Annotated in this window: 17 protein-coding genes; 9 read left to right on the top strand and 8 right to left on the bottom strand. The window is 74.4% G+C overall.

The genetic code is table 11. The features are described 5' to 3' along the window. Positions 1 to 4 precede the first annotated feature (4 nt). From IF45_RS0124880 to IF45_RS0124870, 3 genes are all read left to right on the top strand, one after another. Entirely contained in the window at positions 5 to 538 is a 534-nt protein-coding gene (locus tag IF45_RS0124880) for a PH domain-containing protein (protein ID WP_030309682.1), read from the top strand. Further along, positions 535 to 2,046: a PH domain-containing protein gene (locus IF45_RS0124875; protein ID WP_030309680.1), complete on the top strand. Its 1,512-nt coding sequence runs from the start codon at positions 535 to 537 to the stop codon at positions 2,044 to 2,046. Before IF45_RS0124880 ends, IF45_RS0124875 begins: the two co-directional genes overlap by 4 nt. Positions 2,047 to 2,227: 181 nt before the next feature. Continuing rightward, positions 2,228 to 2,908, top strand: coding sequence for a hypothetical protein (locus IF45_RS0124870; protein ID WP_030309677.1), 681 nt, complete (start codon positions 2,228 to 2,230; stop codon positions 2,906 to 2,908). Between the two features lie 9 nt (positions 2,909 to 2,917). On the opposite strand, the gene IF45_RS0124865 is transcribed toward IF45_RS0124870, so the two are convergent. The 5 genes from IF45_RS0124865 to IF45_RS0124845 all read right to left on the bottom strand — a co-directional run bounded on the left by IF45_RS0124865 (position 2,918) and on the right by IF45_RS0124845 (position 8,627). Beyond that, on the bottom strand, positions 2,918 to 3,529 hold the full coding sequence (locus IF45_RS0124865) for a response regulator transcription factor (RefSeq protein ID WP_003948908.1): 612 nt from the start codon (positions 3,527 to 3,529) through the stop codon (positions 2,918 to 2,920). Between the two features lie 42 nt (positions 3,530 to 3,571). Beyond that, positions 3,572 to 4,834: a sensor histidine kinase gene (locus IF45_RS0124860; protein ID WP_030309675.1), complete on the bottom strand. Its 1,263-nt coding sequence runs from the start codon at positions 4,832 to 4,834 to the stop codon at positions 3,572 to 3,574. A gap of 146 nt (positions 4,835 to 4,980) precedes the next feature. Further along, the gene (locus IF45_RS0124855; RefSeq protein WP_008404997.1) at positions 4,981 to 7,272 is read right to left on the bottom strand and encodes a TOMM precursor leader peptide-binding protein; all 2,292 of its coding nucleotides are present in this window, start codon (positions 7,270 to 7,272) and stop codon (positions 4,981 to 4,983) included. Then, positions 7,269 to 7,445 carry a hypothetical protein gene (locus IF45_RS33435; protein ID WP_008404999.1) on the bottom strand — a complete coding sequence of 59 codons (177 nt, stop codon included), beginning with the start codon at positions 7,443 to 7,445 and terminating at the stop codon, positions 7,269 to 7,271. Before IF45_RS33435 ends, IF45_RS0124855 begins: the two co-directional genes overlap by 4 nt. 234 nt (positions 7,446 to 7,679) lie before the next feature. After that, a complete protein-coding gene (locus IF45_RS0124845) occupies positions 7,680 to 8,627 on the bottom strand; it encodes an ArsR/SmtB family transcription factor (RefSeq protein ID WP_010645181.1) in 948 nt (315 codons plus the stop codon). An 895-nt stretch (positions 8,628 to 9,522) separates the two neighbouring features. On the opposite strand from IF45_RS0124845, the gene IF45_RS0124840 reads away from it, so the two are divergent. The 3 genes from IF45_RS0124840 to IF45_RS0124830 all read left to right on the top strand — a co-directional run bounded on the left by IF45_RS0124840 (position 9,523) and on the right by IF45_RS0124830 (position 12,229). After that, on the top strand, positions 9,523 to 10,950 hold the full coding sequence (locus tag IF45_RS0124840; RefSeq protein WP_008405002.1) for an aldehyde dehydrogenase family protein: 1,428 nt from the start codon (positions 9,523 to 9,525) through the stop codon (positions 10,948 to 10,950). Between the two features lie 36 nt (positions 10,951 to 10,986). Next, entirely contained in the window at positions 10,987 to 11,796 is an 810-nt protein-coding gene (locus tag IF45_RS0124835; RefSeq protein WP_003948914.1) for an alpha/beta fold hydrolase, read from the top strand. A gap of 175 nt (positions 11,797 to 11,971) precedes the next feature. Beyond that, positions 11,972 to 12,229 (top strand): MbtH family protein, encoded by a 258-nt coding sequence (locus tag IF45_RS0124830; protein WP_003948915.1) that lies wholly within the window; start codon positions 11,972 to 11,974, stop codon positions 12,227 to 12,229. A 63-nt stretch (positions 12,230 to 12,292) separates the two neighbouring features. Here the strand turns inward: IF45_RS0124830 and IF45_RS0124825 are convergent, their stop codons facing one another. Genes IF45_RS0124825 through IF45_RS0124815 form a run of 3 tightly spaced genes read right to left on the bottom strand, consistent with a single transcriptional unit; the run spans position 12,293 to position 14,396 of the window. After that, on the bottom strand, positions 12,293 to 13,090 hold the full coding sequence (locus IF45_RS0124825; protein WP_003948916.1) for an ABC transporter permease: 798 nt from the start codon (positions 13,088 to 13,090) through the stop codon (positions 12,293 to 12,295). Further along, complete coding sequence (locus IF45_RS0124820; protein WP_003948917.1) at positions 13,087 to 14,028, bottom strand: ABC transporter ATP-binding protein; 942 nt, start codon at positions 14,026 to 14,028, stop codon at positions 13,087 to 13,089. Before IF45_RS0124820 ends, IF45_RS0124825 begins: the two co-directional genes overlap by 4 nt. After that, on the bottom strand, positions 14,025 to 14,396 hold the full coding sequence (locus IF45_RS0124815; protein WP_030309671.1) for a hypothetical protein: 372 nt from the start codon (positions 14,394 to 14,396) through the stop codon (positions 14,025 to 14,027). Before IF45_RS0124815 ends, IF45_RS0124820 begins: the two co-directional genes overlap by 4 nt. A gap of 95 nt (positions 14,397 to 14,491) precedes the next feature. On the opposite strand from IF45_RS0124815, the gene IF45_RS0124810 reads away from it, so the two are divergent. The 3 genes from IF45_RS0124810 to IF45_RS0124800 all read left to right on the top strand — a co-directional run bounded on the left by IF45_RS0124810 (position 14,492) and on the right by IF45_RS0124800 (position 17,818). Continuing rightward, complete coding sequence (locus tag IF45_RS0124810) at positions 14,492 to 14,908, top strand: GntR family transcriptional regulator (RefSeq protein ID WP_003948919.1); 417 nt, start codon at positions 14,492 to 14,494, stop codon at positions 14,906 to 14,908. Between the two features lie 209 nt (positions 14,909 to 15,117). Beyond that, positions 15,118 to 16,215 carry a DUF1648 domain-containing protein gene (locus IF45_RS0124805; RefSeq protein WP_015507665.1) on the top strand — a complete coding sequence of 366 codons (1,098 nt, stop codon included), beginning with the start codon at positions 15,118 to 15,120 and terminating at the stop codon, positions 16,213 to 16,215. 247 nt (positions 16,216 to 16,462) lie between these two features. Continuing rightward, the gene (locus IF45_RS0124800; RefSeq protein WP_030309668.1) at positions 16,463 to 17,818 is read left to right on the top strand and encodes a serine hydrolase domain-containing protein; all 1,356 of its coding nucleotides are present in this window, start codon (positions 16,463 to 16,465) and stop codon (positions 17,816 to 17,818) included. The last annotated feature ends 79 nt before the right edge of the window (positions 17,819 to 17,897 follow it).

The following is a 17,897-nucleotide window of genomic DNA, read 5'->3' as shown; positions in this document are numbered from 1 at the left end:
GGGCATGGAGACGGGGAGCGGGACAGCGGCAGACGGACCGGCGGCCGGCGGCACGGGGAGCGAAGGCCCGTCCGGCGACCCCGTCTGGACCGCGCTGCCGCCCGGCCTGCTGGTGATGCGCCGGCTGCTGCTGGTCGCCTGGTCGGCGGGGCTCGCCCTGGTGGCCGGGGTGACACTCGGCGTGCTGGCCGGCCCCGCCTGGGCCCTGTTCGCCCTGGTCCCGCTGTCGGTCCTGCCGTGGGGGTGGCCCCTGCTGGGCCGGAACTGGCGCTCGTGGCGGTACGCCGAGCGCGCCGACGACCTGCTGATCAGCCGGGGCGTCCTCTGGCACGAGCAGACGGTGGTGCCCTACGGCCGGATGCAACTGGTGGAGGTCACCTCGGGCCCGCTGGAGCGCCGGTTCGGCCTGGCCGGGGTGCAGCTGCACACGGCGGCCGCCGCGACCGACGCCCGCATCCCCGGCCTGAACCCGGCCGAGGCCGAACGCCTCCGCGACCGCCTCACCGAACTGGGCGAGGCCCGCTCGGCGGGGCTGTGAACGAGGAGACGGGGCCGGGCTCCGACGAGGCCACCGGACCGGGCACACCGCCCGGCCCCGGCGATCCGCCCGGCCCGCCGGAGTCGGCCCCGCCCGCCGAGCGGCGGCTGCACCCAATCACCCCGCTGCGCCGGGCCTGGGCGCCGGTGGCGCTGCTGGCGGGGTGGGCCCTGCACGATCCGAACAGCGCGTACCGGCATGTGAGTGATCTGGCGACCGGGACCTTGCTGCTGGGGCTCGGGGTGCTGCTGCCCGCCGCCGCGCTGTACGGGTTCCTCTCCTGGTGGGTGACCCACTTCTCGGTCACCGACACGGAGTTGCGCATCCGGACGGGCGTGCTGTTCCGGCGTACCGCGCACATCCGGCTCGACCGGTTGCAGGCGGTCGACGTGACGCAGCCGCTGCTCGCCCGGTTCCTCGGCGTGGCCAAGTTGAAGATGGACGTCATCGGGACCAGCAGCAAGGACGAACTGGCCTACCTCGGCCAGGCGGAGGCACGCGCGCTGCGGGCCGAACTGCTGGCGCGCGCCGCCGGGTTCTCCCCCGAGGAGGCCGGCGAGGTCGGGGAGGCGCCGGTCCGGGAGCTGGTCCGGGTGGCGCCGCGCATGCTCGCCGTCTCCCTGCTGCTGACGGCCACCACCTGGCTGTCGCTGATCGGCGCGCTGCTGGTGCCGGGCTTCCTCTGGTTCGCCACCCACAACCTGTGGACGGTGCTGGCCGCCGGCATCCCGCTGCTGGGTGCCGCCGGAGCCAGGAGCGCGGGCCGCTTCGTCCGCGAGTACGACTGGACGCTCGGCGAGTCGCCCGACGGGCTGCGGCTGGACCACGGGCTGCTCGACCGGTCGCACGAGACGGTGCCGCCCGGCCGCGTGCAGACGGTGCGGATCGTCGAACCGTGGCTGTGGCGGCGGCTCGGCTGGGTACGGGTGGAGCTGGACGTCGCCGGCTCGGACAACGGCGTGCTGCTGCCGGTGGCCGACCACGTCACCGCCCGCGGCATCATCGGGCGCGTCCTGGCGGGCGCGGAGGTGCCCGGGGAGTTCGTCCGGCCGCCGGGGCGCGCGGCCTGGTGCGTGCCGGCCTGGTGGCGCGGGTACGGCCTCGCCGTCACCGACCGCCTCTTCGCCGCCCGGCACGGCCTGTTCCACCGCACCGTCGCCCTCGTCCCGCACGCCAAGGTGCAGAGCGTCCGCCTGAAGCAGGGCCCGTGGCAACGCCACCAGGGCGTCGCCGACCTCCACGTCGACACCGGCGCCTCCAGGACGGTCGTCGCCCACCTCCGTGACGCCGACGAGGCCGCCGCCCTCCTGCGCGACCAGGCCGACCGGTCCCGCACGGGCCGCCGCACGGCACAGCCGGACCGGTGGATGACGGGGACGGCGACGGGAGGCGGGACCGGAAGCGGAACCCGAAGCGGAACCGGAACGGAGGCCGGGACGGGCCAGGAGCCAGGAAGGGGAGCCGGAGGGGGAACGGTTCCGGGGGCGGACGGCGTCTTCCCGGAGTGACGCGCGAGCCTCGGCGCCCGCGCACGGCATATGCCGTGCGCGTGGTCATCGCAACCAGGCGCGCGGTGACCCGGCCATGAAATCCGCATGTCTGATTGGTGATTCCCTCGCTGCCCGCCGACACCCGGCACCCGGGATACTGGCGAGTAAGGAGCTGGCACGCAACGGACCGAGGGGCAGCGTGAGAACGGCGGACGGGCACAGCGCGGTCCATCTCTGGTCCCTCGGCGAGGAGATCGGCATCGAGGACGACGCCTCCGGCGACGGGCTCGTACTGACCGGGCCCGACGGGATCGACCGGGTGCCCGAGGTGTCGCCGCTGGTGCGGGAGGCGCTGCGGCGGATGCAGTTGGGACCCGTCCTGCTCACCAACCTCGCCCCGGAGCGCGCCCGGGGGTGCGCTCCGGACGAGCCGCTTCCGGCCGGCGGCGATCCCGGGCTGTCCCGGGTCCTGGCGAGCATCACCCACCTCGTGGTGCGCACCCTGGCCATCGACGACCTCGGCGGGCCGCTGCTCTCCGCCTTCCCCCTCTCCCGCCCCGCCCCCTTCTCCCCGGTGCGGCCGCCGCCGCGGCGGGCGGTGCGGATGGCGAGCGGGGTCTCGCTGGCCCAGGAGAGCGACGGCATCGCGATGTGGTCGGCGACCGCCTCCCACCGGGTCCTGCTGCACCGGCCGGAGGCGGCGCTGGTCGTCTCGCTGCTGGGGTGGCCGGTGACGCCGGAGGACGCGGCCGACGCCCTGCCGGTGCCGGGGGCGGTGCCCCCGGGGGTCATCGGCTACCTGACGGCCGCCGGGATGGCGCGGCCGGTCCACGGTCCGGCCCCGCGCCGTAAGGCGCCGCCCCCGCGGATCACCGGGTGAGCCGGGGGCTCACAGCAGCCAGTCGGAGGCCTGGGCGATCCTGATCGCGTCCACCCGGTTGCGGGCGTTGAGCTTGGAGACCACCGTGGTCAGGTAGTTGCGGACGGTTCCGGCGGACAGGTGGAGTTCCTTGGCGATCTCGCTCGGCTCCCAGCCCTGCGCGACCAGCCGCAGCACCTCGGTCTCCCGCTCGGTGAGCGGGCTGTCCGCGCCGTCCCACGCGGAGAGGGCGAGCTGCGGGTCGATCACCCGGTGCCCGGCGACCACCCGGCGTACGGCGGCGGCCAATTCCTGCGGCGGGGCGTCCTTGAGCAGGTAGCCGGAGACGTGTGCCGACAGGGCGCGGCGCAGGGTGCCGGGGCGGCCGAGGTTGGTCAGGATCAGCGTCCGGCACTCCGGGAGCGACTCGCGCAGCCGGGCGGCGGCGGTCAGTCCGTCGATGCCGGGCAGGTCGATGTCGATGATCGCGATGTCCGGCCGGAATTCCAGTGCGCGCGGCAGGATCTCGTCGCCACGGCCGACCTCGCAGACGACCTCCAGGTCGTTCTCCAGGTTCAGCAGGGCGACCAGCGCGCCCCGGACCATGTGCATGTCCTCGGCCAGCAGGATGCGTATCGCCATGGAGGCCGCTCCTCAGTGTTCGTGGGGGAGGTTCGGGTGCGGTTACGCGACGGGGCCCTGGGCGTACGCCTCGGCCCGGCCGCGGGGCGCGGCGCGGTCCGGCCGCGCGGGGGCCTCGGCGGTGAGGGCGAAGGTCTCCGCCTCCGCGCGGGAGACGGTGAGCCGGCCCTGGACCGCTCGCAACCGCGTCTCCAGGTTGCCGAGGCCGCTGCCGCTGTGCGGCGACATGTCGCGGTAGCCGGGGTCGACACCGTCGTTGGAGATGCGCAGCCGCACGTTGCCGCCCTCCCGGACCGCCGTGATGGCGCAGACGCCGGCGCGCGAGTGGCGCAGCAGGTTGGTGATGGCCTCGCGGGCCACCGCCGCCAGCACCGTGTCGACCTCCGGGTCGATGGCGCCGAGCCGGATGTCGGCGTGGACGGTGACGTCCGCCGACCGCAGCAGCGACTCGGCCGAGGACAGCTCCTGCTCCAGGGACATCCCGCGCAGCCCGGCGGCGACCGAGCGGACGTCGGCGAGGGATTTCCGTGACACGGCCAGGACTTCGCCGACCTCCTCCATCGCCCGCTCGGGGTGGCTGGGCACCAGGCGGTGGATCAGCTCGCTCTTCAGCGTGATCACGGAGAGGCTGTAGCCGAGCAGGTCGTGCAGGTCGCGGGCGAAGCGCAGCCGTTCCTGCGTGACCGCCATCCGGGTCAGCTCGACGCGGGTGTGGTGCAGCACCTGGACCAGCTCCGCCAGACGGGAGAGGCCGTAGACCACCAGGCCGGTCAGGAGCGTGGACTGCGCCAGGTAGAAGGCGTCGCGCAGCGGCAGGCCCTCCAGCAGTGGCGGGAGCGCCATGGTGAGGCCGACCACGCCGTAGGCGGGCCAGGCCCAGCGGGGCGGCAGCAGGAGCAGCAGCGACCCGGCGAGGAAGCCGGCCATCGAGCCCCACTGGGACTGGAAGAAGACCAGCGGGGCGAAGGTCAGCACCGCCTGGCAGCCGAGGGTGGCGCACCGCCGGAGCAGCGGGAAGTGCCGTGCCCGTGCCCGCGAGTGGCCGATCTGGAGCAGGAAGACCCCGGCCTGGCAGACGAACGACAGGGCCAGCGACGTCCGGGTGTGCGGCGCCGCCGCCAGGTTGATGGAGGTGACGCTGAGATAGCCGAGCAGGACGACGACCAGGATGACCCGGGCCATTCTCGGCGCCGGCAGATAGAGCGGGTCGGCCGGGACGCGCGGGACGGCGGCACCGCCGGTCTCCGGCCCCGCCTCCCCGCTCGCCCCGGAATCCTCCAGCGGCCTGCCGTCTCCCCGTCGCATCCGCGCACAGCCTTTCCCCCGTCGAACCTCCGTGCTACGCAAGGAGCGTAAGTGATCTGCGAGGACGCTGTGCCGGAATCGTGGCGGGGAGCGCGCGCCGAATCCACGCACCGCCGGAAGGCGACACGTGGGAACCGTAACCGGAATCAGACGAAGAGCGGGGTCGGGTTCAACTCCTCCAGTCGGCAGCGTTCCGTACGCAATCCCAGCTCCACAGGCGTGTCGTAGAGGCGCCCGGGGGCGAACCGGGGCCAGAAGTGGCGCAGGCCCGGCACCAGAACCTTGACAACCGGAAGATCCAGATCCGGCCTGGTCTGGTCCAGAACGAGCAGCTCAAGGCCACGTGATCGCAACAGTTCCGTGATGGAGCGGACGTCGTCCAGGAGATCACCCGCGGGGGTGTACGCCCAGTGGCCGGGGGTGCGTGCCGGGGTGGCCGGATCGGGGCGCAGGTAGGGGCGGTTGGCTGCGGTGGCGTGCCGCCACCAGTTCAGCGGGTCGGGGTCGGCGCAGCGGTAGCCGCGGCCGTCCGGGGTCACGTCGCCGACCAGGGGCAGGAGTTGGCCCATCTCGGTCAGGGCCCGGCGCAGCGCCACCCGCGGGTCGAAGTGGGCGCCGAAGCCGAAGACGATGTCCTCGGCCTGCCGGTCGGTGCGCCGGGAGAGCGCGGCGACCACCGGGATGCCGAGGTCGCCGGTGAGGTCCAGCGCCCACACCTCGCGGCCCACCGACCGGTACCCGGCGCGCAGCCGCTCGATGTACGGCTCGCCGAACGCGTCGAGGTCGACGGCCGGATGGCGGGTGCGGTTGTACCACCAGATCGCCACGGCGTCCCGCTCGACCAGCTCCAGGAACCCCTGGACCAGGGCGTCCTCGGGGCTGCTGCCCGCGGCGTTGCCGTTGGAGTCGGCCCACACCCCGTCGGGCGCCTCGTGTTCGCCGAAGAAGAGCAGCGAGGTCGGCAGCAGCCGCTGCCTCTCGTGGGTCAGCGACCAGACCGGGGTCCACTCGGTGGGGCGCTCCTCGTCGAAGCGGCGCGGTACGTGGTGCAGGTGGGAGCCGCCGCCGTTCCAGCGGTCGCGGTCGGCGAACTGCCGGTCGTGGAAGAGCTGGACGGCGTTGGGGTGCACGGCGTCCTCGCCGAGCGCGCGGTAGGTGTCGCGCACCACCGGCTCGTCGCCCTGCCGGGTCCCGCTGTACCGCTCGACCGCCTCGCAGAGCGCGCTGGTGCGCGCCTCGGTGTCGGTGAGCCCCTTGCCGCCGCTGAGCGAACGCAGCCCCGCCCGCAGTCCGGCGAGGGTGCCGCTGCGCATGGCGAGGTTCTGCCCGGAGAGGTAGGTGCTGACGAAGCCGGGGCTGCCCGGCGCCCGGCGGATCTCCTTGACGATGCCGGTGACGGGGCCGACCAGGTGTCCGTACCGCTCCAGCATCTGGGCGGGGGTCAGGGCCCGGTGGCCGTTCAGCTCGCCCGCGGCCTTGGGGCGGGAGGCGGGGACGAACGGGGCCTCGATCCGGCGGGCCGTCAGCCCCGGGTCGCCGCAGACCGCGCACTGCGGCAGCCGGGCGGCGGGGTGGGTCGCGGTGTCCAGCGTCAGCGTGTCCAGGGTGGTCACCCCGTCGTGGCTCGCGCCGCGCGCCCCGGCCAGCCACTTGGCCGCCTCCAGGACGGCCAGGTGCACGGCGACGGCCCGGCCGGCGGCCAGGGTGGCGTGCGGGCGCCGTACGGGGCCCTCCTCGCCCAGCGCCCGCTGGAGCGGCCGTTCCGCGTACCGGTGGCCGCGCAGCCGGGTGGCGAGGCAGTGCCAGCACGGGCCGTCGTGCGGGCGCAGGACGGGCCCGAGCCAGAGCGCGGCCGCGCCGGTCCGTACGGGCAGCCAGGGGGTGCCGGCCGTGCGCTGCCGGGCGTCGACCTCGGCGAGTTCCGGGTCGAGGTAGTCGTCGCACAGGACGAGCGTGAGGTCGGCCCGCTCCGGTGCGTCGGTCACCGTCAGCCCGGAGGCGCGGCACGCCTCGGCGGCCTCGGCCGCGTCGGTGCCGGCCAGCGGGACGAGCGCCACCGCCGCCCCGGCCAGCGCGGCCAGGGCGGCGGGGGCACCGGGACCCGCGAGGTCCCAGTACGCCTCGGCGGCCGGGTCGGCCGTGCCGGGCGTACCGAGGCGGAGCAGGCCGGCCGCGTCGAGTGCGCGCAGCGAGCCGGCCGCCTCCTCGGTGGTCAGCAGCGGTGTGGCCGCGCTGATCACCTCGGCGTGGTCGCGGGTTCCGTCCAGCAGCGGCACCAGCACCTCCGCCGGGGTGCCGCGCAGGGCGGTCACCCCGCGCTGGGAGACGAGGTAGGCCGCCTCGCCGGGCACCACGGTCGCCCGCAGATGACTCTTGAAGCCGATCGGCCCACCGCGGTCACCGGCGGGCCTTCGGCCGTCTCCCCCTGGGCCGGTCATGCCTGGCGCTGCTCGCGGCCGGACGGGGCCGGGTCGACCGGGGAGGCGGCGATGCAGATGGTGAAGAGCGCGGTGCCGTGCTCGGGCAGGGTCTCCAGGTCCTCGATGACCAGCGTGCGGGCCGAGGACGCCGCACCGTCGGCGCGGGTGGCGGAGATCGTGGCAGAGCTCATGGTGGTGGCTTCCCTTTCGTCCGTGGGGTGCGCACGCCTGGTCGTGCCCGGCGCCTCCCCCGAGGCCCCCCGGTCGGGGTCCGTTGCTGCGATTCTGGGCGAACTCGGTGAACGCCGGACAGGCCTGCACGTCACCAAGCGGCCATGAAATTCTCACGGCACCTGCGGCTCCGTTCGGCCTGGCCCGAAACAGGGGGCCGTACGGCGGAGCGTCCTGGAGATTACCGGTGCGGGTCAGGCCGCCGGGCTCGGAGCGAGCAGCGGGGCGGGGGCGGGTGTGCGCAGCCGGCCGCCGAGCAGGGCCATGCCCAGCGGCGTCACCGAGTGCAGCGCGCAGTTGCGGACCCGGCGGGTGGTGATGAGGCCCGACTCGCGCAGGATCGAGGCGTGCTGACTGGCGCTGCCCGGCGAGACGCCGAGCCGCGCGGCGAGCTGGCTGGTGGTGCAGGTGCTGGTCAGCGCGCGCAGGGCGGCCGCCCGGGTCTGGCCGACCAGCGCCCGCAGGGCCTCCCCGCCGATCGCGTCGGCCTCGTCGGTCGGGGCGAACAGCTCGGAGACCTCGGAGGGGACGGCGAAGACCAGCGCGGGCTGGCCGCTGTCGCGTTCGGCGTGCAGCGCGCGGCCCACCAGGCCCGGGAGGAAGGCGGACGGACTCAGCAGCAGGCCGCGGCCCTTGAGGTGGAGGTCCAGCTCCGGGCCGTCGTGGATCTCCAGCACCGGCGGGTTCCACACGATCCTCGGGTGGAGCGTGGCGAGGAGGCGCTCGACGCCGCCGGTCATCACGATCCGGCCGTGCTCGGCGCACTCGTGGTCGAGGTGTTCGAGGACGCGGTCCCAGTAGGGCGCCCCGCCCGCGCGCCACATGTCCACGGCGAGCCGGGTCACCTCGGTACGGGTCAGGTGGAGGGCGGAGAGCGCCGAGGTGTCGGCCTTCGGGGAGGAGTCGAGGAGGAAGAGCAGGTCGTCGGGGGCGCGCAGGGAGCGGAGCAGGGGCAGCAGAGGCCGGTTGAGGGAGTAGGTGTCGCGGAGTCTGGCCAGGGTCTCGCCGCGCCATCGGGCGTACTCGGCGTTGCGGGAGTGGGCCAGCGCGCCGAGCGCGAAGATCCCTTCCGCGACCGGTCCGAGTGTGCTCTGCAGGCGTGTGCGGGCCAGGTCCGCGGCGGAGAAGTGAATCCTCTGCATGTTTTCCCCCGTTGATGAGTGGTGCACCCGCGGCAGGCACGCGGCCGGACCGCCGCCACCGGATCGCGGTGGAGACGCTGTTCCGCTGCCCGCCCGGCCGGACGGTGTCCGGGGGCGGGTGCCGTACGCACGGATACGCACGAATACCTCGTGGTGCTGGTGCAGGGGCGCCGGCGTGCGGCCGCTCCTGTCCAGACCTTCCAGACGGTGCCACGGCGGGTGGCGCGCGCACAGTGCCGCGTTCCTTGAGCCGCCATGGCCGATTCACCACCTCGATCATGAATTCTTCAGGTGCGGCTCCGGACGGCGTCCGGGGAAAGATCCCGGCCCCCTTCCGGGTCTCGGGTTTCGGCGCCGCGCGGCGTCCCCCGGGACCGCCCGGCCGCCCCGGGGCACGGGAACGTGGCACTCCTCTCACTACGAGTTACGAGGCCACAGGGCCGGGCAGCGCTTCCCAGGGGTCCGTCCCCGCCGCCCCCGAGGCAGGGTCGGCCCGGAGGCGGGGGACGCCGGAGGGCGGCCTTGAGGGGGCGTGTCCCGGCCATCGGGATGCGGGCGGGGCGGCCGCGTCCCGGCGCGCGGCCGAGGCATGTCCTTCGGCCATCAAGGGCGCACCTGGCTGATTCTCGCCGTTCCGGTCTCCGGTGCGGTGGCGGTGGCCCCGACCGCCCGCCGGCCCGTCCGCGACGGGGCAGGCGGCCGACTCCCCCGGTGCCGGGAGGGTTTACCGAGGACCGAAACTGTGGCCCGGGAACGAGCGGGAGACCTACGCTGCGCCGGCGGGAACGTGGAGTTCTCTGCGGGAGGCCCGGGAGCGCCCGGCGCCCCGAGATGAAGGCGGGTCCCTGTGCGCTTCAGGAGACCGCTTCCCAGCGAGCGCCCTTGGGGGAGAGCTGTGATCAGGGAATCCGTGGAGGACGTGGTGCGCCGGGCCAGAGTGGCCCAGGCCGAGATCGCCTCGTGGTCGCAGGAGGAGACCGACCGGGCCGTCGCGGCCGTCGGCTGGCACTGCTACCAGGAGGAGACGGCGCGCCGGCTGGCCCGGCTGAGCCACCGTGAGACCGGGCTCGGGGACGCCGAGGACCTGTACGCCCTCCAGCGCAGGCGGGTGCTGGGCATCCTGCACGACCTGCACGGGGCGCGGACGACCGGCGTGGTCGAGTCGGACCCGGCACTGGGCCTGGTGAAGATCGCCAAACCGCTCGGGGTGATCGCGGTGGCGAGCCCCGCGACGGCTCCGGCCCCCGGCATCATCTGCAACGCGCTGCCGATGCTGAAGACCCGTAACGCCGCCGTCTTCAGCCCCAATCCCCGGGCCCGGCGCAGTGCGCGGGCCACGATCGACGTGATGCGGGCCGCCCTCGCCTCGGTGGGCGCCCCTCCGGACCTGCTGGCCTGCCTGCCCGAGGCGGGCCGGGAGGCGGGCTCGCAGCTGATGGCCGAGGCGGACTCGGTCGTCGCCATCGGCGGCTCGGGCACCGTACGCCGCGCGTACCGCAGCGGGACGCCCGCGATCGGGGCCGGGGTCGGCAACCCGACGGTGGTGGTGGACGAGACGGCGGACCTGGCGGCGGCGGTGGCCGCCGTGCAGCACGGCGCCGGGTTCAACCACGGCACCTCCTGCTCCTCGGAGAGCAACGTCCTGGTCCACCACTCGGTGGCGGCCGCCTTCGAACGGGGCCTGGCCGAGGCCGGCTCGTACCTCTGCGACGAGGCGGAGGCGGAGCGGCTGACCCTGCGGTTGTGGCCGGACGGCACGACGCTCGACCGGGAGCTGGTCGGCCGCCCCGCCACGGAGCTGGCCGCGGCGGCCGGGATCGACCTGGGCGGGCGGGAGGTCACCGTCCTCGCCGCCCGCTGCGCCGACCCCTGGCGGGACCAGCCGCTGCTGCGGGAGAAGATCTCACCGGTGCTGACCCTCTGCGTCTACCGGGAGTTCGACGAGGCGGTCCGCCTGGTGCAGTCCATCGCGGAGCGGTGCGGCCTCGGCCACAGCTGCGCGGTGCACACCACCCGCGAGGACCGGGTGCTGCGGCTGGCCGAGGCGGTCACGCACTGCCGGGTCGTCGTCAACCAGTCGACGATGACCAACACCGGCAGCCTCTCCGCGGGCGTCCCCTTCACCACCACGCTCTCCGCCGGCAGCTGGGGTGGCTCCAGCGTCGCGGGCAACGTCACCTGGCGCCACTTCCTCAACCACACCACGGTCTCCCGGCCCATCCCGGCCCGGGTCCCCGACGAGGCGGCGCTCTTCGCCCCGTACCGCGCGGACTCCGTGGCCGCCCCGCGCCACCCCCGGCTCCTCGCCCCCGCCGACGCCTGACGGATCACGCGGGACGGCCGAAAAGAAGGGCAAGTTGTGCCGATCGAACGCATCAACGGAATCAGACTCCACTACGAGGAAAGCGGCAGCGGCGAGCCGGTCGTCATGGTGATGGGCTCCGGCGCGGGCGGGCGCTCCTGGCACCTGCACCAGGTGCCGGCGCTGCGCGCGGCCGGGTACCGGGTCGTCACCTTCGACAACCGGGGCATCCCGCCCACCGACGCCTGCGCCGAGGGGTTCACCGTCGACGACATGGTGGCCGACACCGCGGGGCTCATCGAGCACCTGGGGCTCGGCCCGTGCCGCCTGGTGGGCACCTCGCTCGGCGCCCACGTCGCCCAGGAACTCTGCCTGGCCCGGCCGGAACTGGTCAGCCAGGTGGCCCTGCTGGCCACCCGCGGCCGGGACGACGCGATGCGCCGGGCCCAGTCGCGCGCCGAGCGCGAGTTCCACGACGCCGGCGGCGTGCTGACCCCGCTGTACGGCGCCACCGTGCGCGCCCTGCAGAACCTGTCGCCGGCCACGCTCCGCTCCGAGAAGGAGATCCAGGACTGGCTGGACATCTTCGAGATGGCGCCCCTCTCCGGGGCCCCGGGCCACCGCGCCCAGCTCGGCATCGACATGACCGCCGACCGGCTGCCGGCCTACCGGCGGATCACCACGCCCTGCCTGGTCGTCGGGTTCGCCGACGACCTGATCCTCCCCGCGCACCTGGGCCGCGAGGTCGCCGACGCGATCCCCGGCGCCCGGTACGTGGAGGTGGCGGACGCGGGCCACTACGGCTACCTGGAACGCCCCGACCAGGTCAACAACGCCCTGCTCGACTTCTTCGCGCAGCGCGCCTGAACCGGCAGGGGGGCCGGCAGACGCCTCGCACGGCGTCTGCCGGCCCCACCGGACCGCACCAGCCCGGGCCGGTTCGAGCCCAGGTGAAACACGTTGAACCGGTCGACACGGCCGGGAAACCATGCCACGGGAACCGGGATCTGACCGGAACCCCAACATGAGGAAAGGGAAACTCATGGAGAACCCGTTCGACGACGACAACGGCATCTTCTACGTGCTGGTCAACGACGAGAACCAGCACTCGCTGTGGCCCACGTTCGCCAAGGTGCCGGACGGCTGGACGGTCGTCTTCGGCGAGGACAGCCGCCAGAACTGCCTCGACTACGTCGAGAAGAACTGGACCGACATGCGGCCCGCCAGCCTGATACGCGAGATGGACGGAGTCCCGGCCACCTCCCGGGGCACGGCGGCCCAGACCGCCGTACCCGCCTGATCCACCGGCGCGAACCGTCGCGGGTGTCCCGGAGTGCAGTCCGGGGCACCCGCTCCCGCATGTTCAGACCACGTCGCGGCGCATCGGCACCAGCACCGCCACCGCCGCGGCCACCAGGGCGTAACCGGCCAGCAGCAGTCCGCCGCCCACGGGGGAGAGCAACGAGACGGGGCTGGTGGCCAGTTCGCCGGCGACAGCCTCGGCGACGTAGGTGAAGCTGGTCAGGGAAGCCGTGGCACCGCCGGGGAGCAGCGGGTAGACCAGGTTGACGCCCGGGATCATCATGAGGATCAGCTCGCCCATGTAGAGGTAGCCGATGACCACGGCGAGGGCGACGGTCATGTTGCGGATCAGCGCGCCCATCGCCACCCCGAGCAGGGTGTAGACCGCCATCGTCAGGGCCAGCCGCAGCAGCAGCTCCCAGACGGTGCCCGCGGCCAGGCCGGGCGTGACGCCCCGGGCCGCCAGCGCCCCGTAGAACCCGGCGCCCGCGCTCACCGCCAGCACCAGCCCGTAGACCAGTCCGGCGCCCCCGAAAGTGACCAGCTTGGCGGTGAGCACCTGCCAGCGCCTCGGCGCGAAGAGGAAGGTGTACGTGGCGGTGCGGTGGCGGTACTCCGCCGTCATCGCCAGCGTGCCGAGGGCGGCCGGGACGAAGACGGTGAAGCCGAGCATCCCGAGGACGGAGAGGACCCCCTCCTCGGTGTCCAGGCCGGGCATCGGCGGGCTGAAGTTCTCCGGGCCCACGACGGCCATCAGGCCGACCAGCCCGCCGCCGAGCAGGACGGCGGTCACCAGCGCCCACCGCCACATCCTGGTCGCGGCCAGCCGGCGGAACTCCGCCTTGATCAACGCGTTCACCGTGCGTCCCCCTCGTACTGCCCGGCCTGTCCGGCCCGGTCCTGGGTCAGGTCGAGGAACAGCTGCTCCAGGCTGCTGTCCTCGGCGCCGAGTCCGTGCACCCGCAGCCCGGCCGCCGCGGCCAGGTCGGCCGTCTCGGCGGCGGTCAGCCCGCTGACCCGCAGCGAGCCGTCCTCGGCGGTGGCCACGGCGGCGTCCGGGCCCCGGGTGCCGTCGAGGATCAGTGCCCGCAGCCGCTCGGCGTCGGGCGAGCGGACCAGGACGGTGGGGGGCCGGCGCCGCGCGATCTCCTCCAGCGGTCCGGCGGCGACCATCCGGCCGCGCCGGATCACCACGACGTCGTCGACGATCTGCTGGACCTCGCTGAGCACATGGCTGGAGACGAGGACCGTGCGGCCCTCGGCGGCCAGTTCGCGCAGGAAGGTGCGGAGCCAGGCGATGCCCTCGGGGTCGAGGCCGTTGCTCGGCTCGTCGAGCAGCAGGACGCTCGGGTCGCCGAGGAGCGCGGTGGCGAGGCTGAGCCGCTGCTTCATGCCGGTGGAGAAGGTGCGGGTGCGGCGGTGGGCGTGTTCGGCGAGGCCGAGGCGGTCCAGCAGCTCGTCCACCCGGCTGTCGGGATGGCCGCCCATCGCGCAGTAGATCCGCAGGTGGTCGCGGGCCGAGTGGTTGGGGTGGAAGGCGCCGGCGTCGAGGACGGCGCCGACCGTCCGGGTGGGGCGGTCCAGCTCCGTGTAGCGCCGGCCGCCGATGGTGGCGGTGCCCTCGGTGGGGGTGACCAGGCCGAGGATCATGCGCATCGTGGTGGTCTTGCCGGCACCGTTGGGGCCGAGGAAGCCGGTGACGACGCCCGGCTCCACGGCGAAGCTCACCGAGTCCACGGCGGTGACCTCGCCGAACCGCTTGGTCAGGCCGGTCACCTCGATCCCGTACGCGTTCACCGGCCCCTCCCCAGGTGCTGGGTGAGCTGCTCGGCGAGCTGCTCGGCGTCGTCGACCGAGAGCACCAGCTCGTCGAAGTCGGCGGAGGCGGCGGCGCGGTCCAGCCGGACGTGCAGTCCGGGCGAGCCCCGGTAGGCGGCGACGAGCTGGCGCGGCCCCTTGACCAGGCCCCAGGTGCCGACCTTCGAGAAGCCGGAGACCTGTATGCCGCTGCGGGTGCCGTGGGCCTCGCGCAGCGGGTCGCGGACGGGGTCGACGCGGCGCAGGGCCGCCAGCGGGACGGTCACCTTGTCGCGCTTGAGCCACATCCGCTCCCAGCCGCTGAACGTCACGGTGAGGTCGGTGCCGGAGATCTTCATCAGTGCCATGGGGAGCTTCCCATCCCTCGGGGACCCGTGAGGTCCGCTGCGACTTCTGCGCTGGCCATCTGTTCTAGTAGTTGTATATCAGATAGATTGAAGCTGTGCAGCTCCTACTCGATCTCGACAGCGAGGTCCCGATCTACCAGCAGATCCGGGACCGGGTGGTGGAATCCGTCGCGGACGGCACGCTGGGCCCGGGCGCTTCCCTGCCCTCGACCCGGCAGTGCGCCGTCGACCTCGCGATCAACTTCCACACCGTCAACAAGGCCTACGACCTGCTCCGGCGGGAGGGGATCATCCGCATCAACCGCAAGAGCGGCGCGGTGATCCACCCCGACGTCGGCCGGGCCACGCCCGAACTGCGGGCGAGCGAGGACTGGCGGCCCCGGCTGCGCGTCCTGCTCGCCGAGGCGGTCGTCCGGGGCGTGCCCGAGGCGGAGGTCGCGGCGTACGTCCGCTCGGCCCTCGACGGGTTCGCGCTCGGCCGGGCGGACCAGGAGAAGGACGGAGGTGACTAGAGGATGGTGACCGTACGACCGGGCGGCAGCCACGTATTCGGCGCTCGCCGAAGACGGTTGCGGACCGGGTGGCCGGCGGGGGAGGTTGCCGGACGGTGCCGGGCGCGCGGCCGCGCGGCGGCGCACCCGGCAGGACCGCTCCCGCGAGGCCGCTCCCATGACCATGACTGCCATGACCATGACTTCGTCGGACGGATCAGGTGAACGCCGTGCTCGTCAGCCTTCTCGTCAACTCCACGGTGCTCCTGCTCCTGGGCGCCGTCTTCTACGCGGCACCGAGCCCGCGCCTGAGCCCGCACGCGGTGCCGTTCGGCGTCCGGGTGCCCCCGGGCCGGGCGGAGGCGCCCGAGGTCCACCGGGAGCGCCGCCGCTACCGGGCCCTGCTGCTGCCCGCCACCGCCGCCCTCACCGCCCTCTCGCTCGGCCTCGGCGCCCTCACCGACAGCGCCCTGGTCGGTTCCGTGGCGGCGCTGGTGCTCTGCGGGGTCGCCGCCGTGCTCTGGCTCCGCGCCCACCAGGCGCTCACCCGCGCCAAGGAGGAGGGCGGCTGGTACGAGGAGCTGCGGCAGGGCGTCGCCATGGACACCTCGCTGCGCACCGACCCGGTGCGGATGCCCTGGCTCTGGGTGGTCCCCTCGCTGCTGGTCCTCGCGGTGAGCGCGACGGCCGGGGCCTTCGCCTACCCGGAGCTGCCGGACACGCTGTGGCTGCCCGAGCGCTCCCCCTCCGGCACGGAGTACCGCGCCCTCGCCACCACCTTCTGGTCGGCCTTCAGCCTGGTCCTCGTCCAGCTCGCGGTCACCCTCACCATGGTCGGCACGGTCGCCGCGGTGCTGCGGGCCCGTGCCGACGTGGACGCCTCCCGGCCCCGCGCCAGCGCGGCCGAGTACCGCCGCAGGCTCGCCCTGACCGCCCGTTCCCTGCTGGGGGTGGGCGCGCTGCTCAACGTGATGCTGCTCGGCCTCTCCGCGATGATGTGGACCGGCAACCGCTCGGGCGCGCTGCTCGCGGTGGTCGTCGGCGTGCCGGCGCTGCTGGCGGTGGCCGGCGCGGTGTACCCCTTCCTGCCGATGGCGCGGGCCGGGGCCGGGGAGGACGAGGCGACCGGCCTGGTGACCCGGGACGACGACCGGTTCTGGCGGGCGGCCGGGACCATGTACGTCAACGCCGACGACCCGGCCGTGCTGGTCCCCAAGCGCGTCGGCCTGGGCTGGACGGTCAACCTCGCCAACCGCCGCCTCCTGGCCGGCTGCGCCGTGGTCCTGGTACTGGGCGCGGCGGCCGGTGTGGTGCTCGCCCTCGGCTGACCGCCGGCACCCCCCGCGAAAGACCCGTTCCGCTTCCGGTCAACTCCCTTCTGACCAGCGGCTTTCCGCTGCTGCTGAAGCTGATTGCGGTGGCCCCCGGCGCACGGGAGTCTGGTGAGGCAGGCGAGGCATGTCCCGCCGCCCCCGTAGTCGACGCCGTGCCGCGGCGTGTCGCGCTGTGGTCCGCGCCGGGGCACGACGATCAGCGTGAAGGGTCCGGTGGGTTGCAGTGGGCGCAGGGGACGCAGTGGGTGCCGAGGGGGCGGAACGGGACGCGGTCGGCGCGCTCTTCGAGGAGCTGGTGCGTGAGCACCGGGTCACCGGGGCGCAGCTGGCCGTCTACCGCGACGGCGCCCTCAGCGAGTACGCCACCGGCCTCGCCTCGGTCCGCACCGGTGAACCGGTCACCCCCCGGACGGGTTTCCCCTTCGGCTCGGTGACCAAGTTCCTCACCGCCGAGCTGGTCATGCAGTTCGTCTGCGACGGCGACCTGGACCTCGACGACCCCCTCGCCGGGCTCCTCCCCGACCTGGGGCGCGCCGCCGGCCCGGCCCTCGGCACCGCCACCGTCCGCCAGCTCCTCAGCCACACCGCCGGGGTGGTGGACAGCATCGAGTACGACGAGATGCGCGGTCCCTCCTACCGGCGGTTCGCCGCGGCGTGCGCCCGGCAGCCCGCGCTCTTCCCGCCGGGCCTCGCCTTCTCCTACTCCAACACCGGCTACTGCCTGCTGGGCGCGGTGATCGAGGCGGCGTCGGGGATGGACTGGTGGACGGCGATGGACAGTTGCCTGCTGCGTCCGCTCGGCATCGAGCCGGCCTTCCTGCACGACCCGCGCCCCGGCCCGGGCGGCGCCGCCCGGCCGGTGGCCGAGGGCCACGCGCTGCGCGCCGGCGGCGAGCGGGCCGAGCGCGTCGACCACATGGCCTCGCTCTCGCTGGCCGCCGCCGGCGGGCTGGTCGGCAGCGCCACCGACCTGGTCACCGCGGCCCGCCCGCACCTGGCCGACCGGAAGACCTTCGCCCAGCACGACCTGCTCCCCGAGGACGCCGTCCTCGCCATGCGCACCTGCGTGCCGGACGCCGAGCCGTTCGGCCTGGCCGACGGCTGGGGGCTGGGCCTGATGCGCCACGGCACCGGCGACGGCGCCTGGTACGGCCACGACGGCGCGGTGGGCGGCGCCTCCTGCAACCTCCGTATCCACCCGGACCGTTCGCTGGCGCTGGCGCTGACCGCCAACTCCACCGCCGGGCCGAAGCTGTGGGAGGCGCTGGTCGCGCGGCTGCCGGAGGCCGGGCTCGACGTGGGCCACTACGCGCTGCCCGTCCCCGACTCCGCGCCGCTGGCCCCGGACGTCGGCCACCTCGGCACCTACGCCAACGGCGACCTGGAGCTGATGGTGACCCACGATGCCGCCGGCGACCTCTTCCTGACCCGCGAGAGCTACTCCGACTACCGCCTCTCCCTGCACGAGGACGACCTCTTCGTGGCCCGGAGCGGCGAGCCCGGCGCGCTCCCGATCACCGGCCGCTTCGTCCGGGAGCACCCGGCCGGGCCGGTCGCCCTGCTCCAGTACGGCGGCCGGGCCATGCACCGGCTCTGACCCGCCCCACTCGGCCGGCCGGGCGCCCCGCGACGCGGGTGCCCGCGCTCCGGCCTTCCCGCCCGCCGGGAGCCGCCGT

It is taken from the genome of Streptomyces albidoflavus, from assembly GCF_000719955.1.
Lineage (GTDB): Bacteria > Actinomycetota > Actinomycetes > Streptomycetales > Streptomycetaceae > Streptomyces > Streptomyces albidoflavus.
Note: the sequence above shows the minus strand (reverse complement) of the source record. Positions and strands in the feature narration are given on the sequence as shown.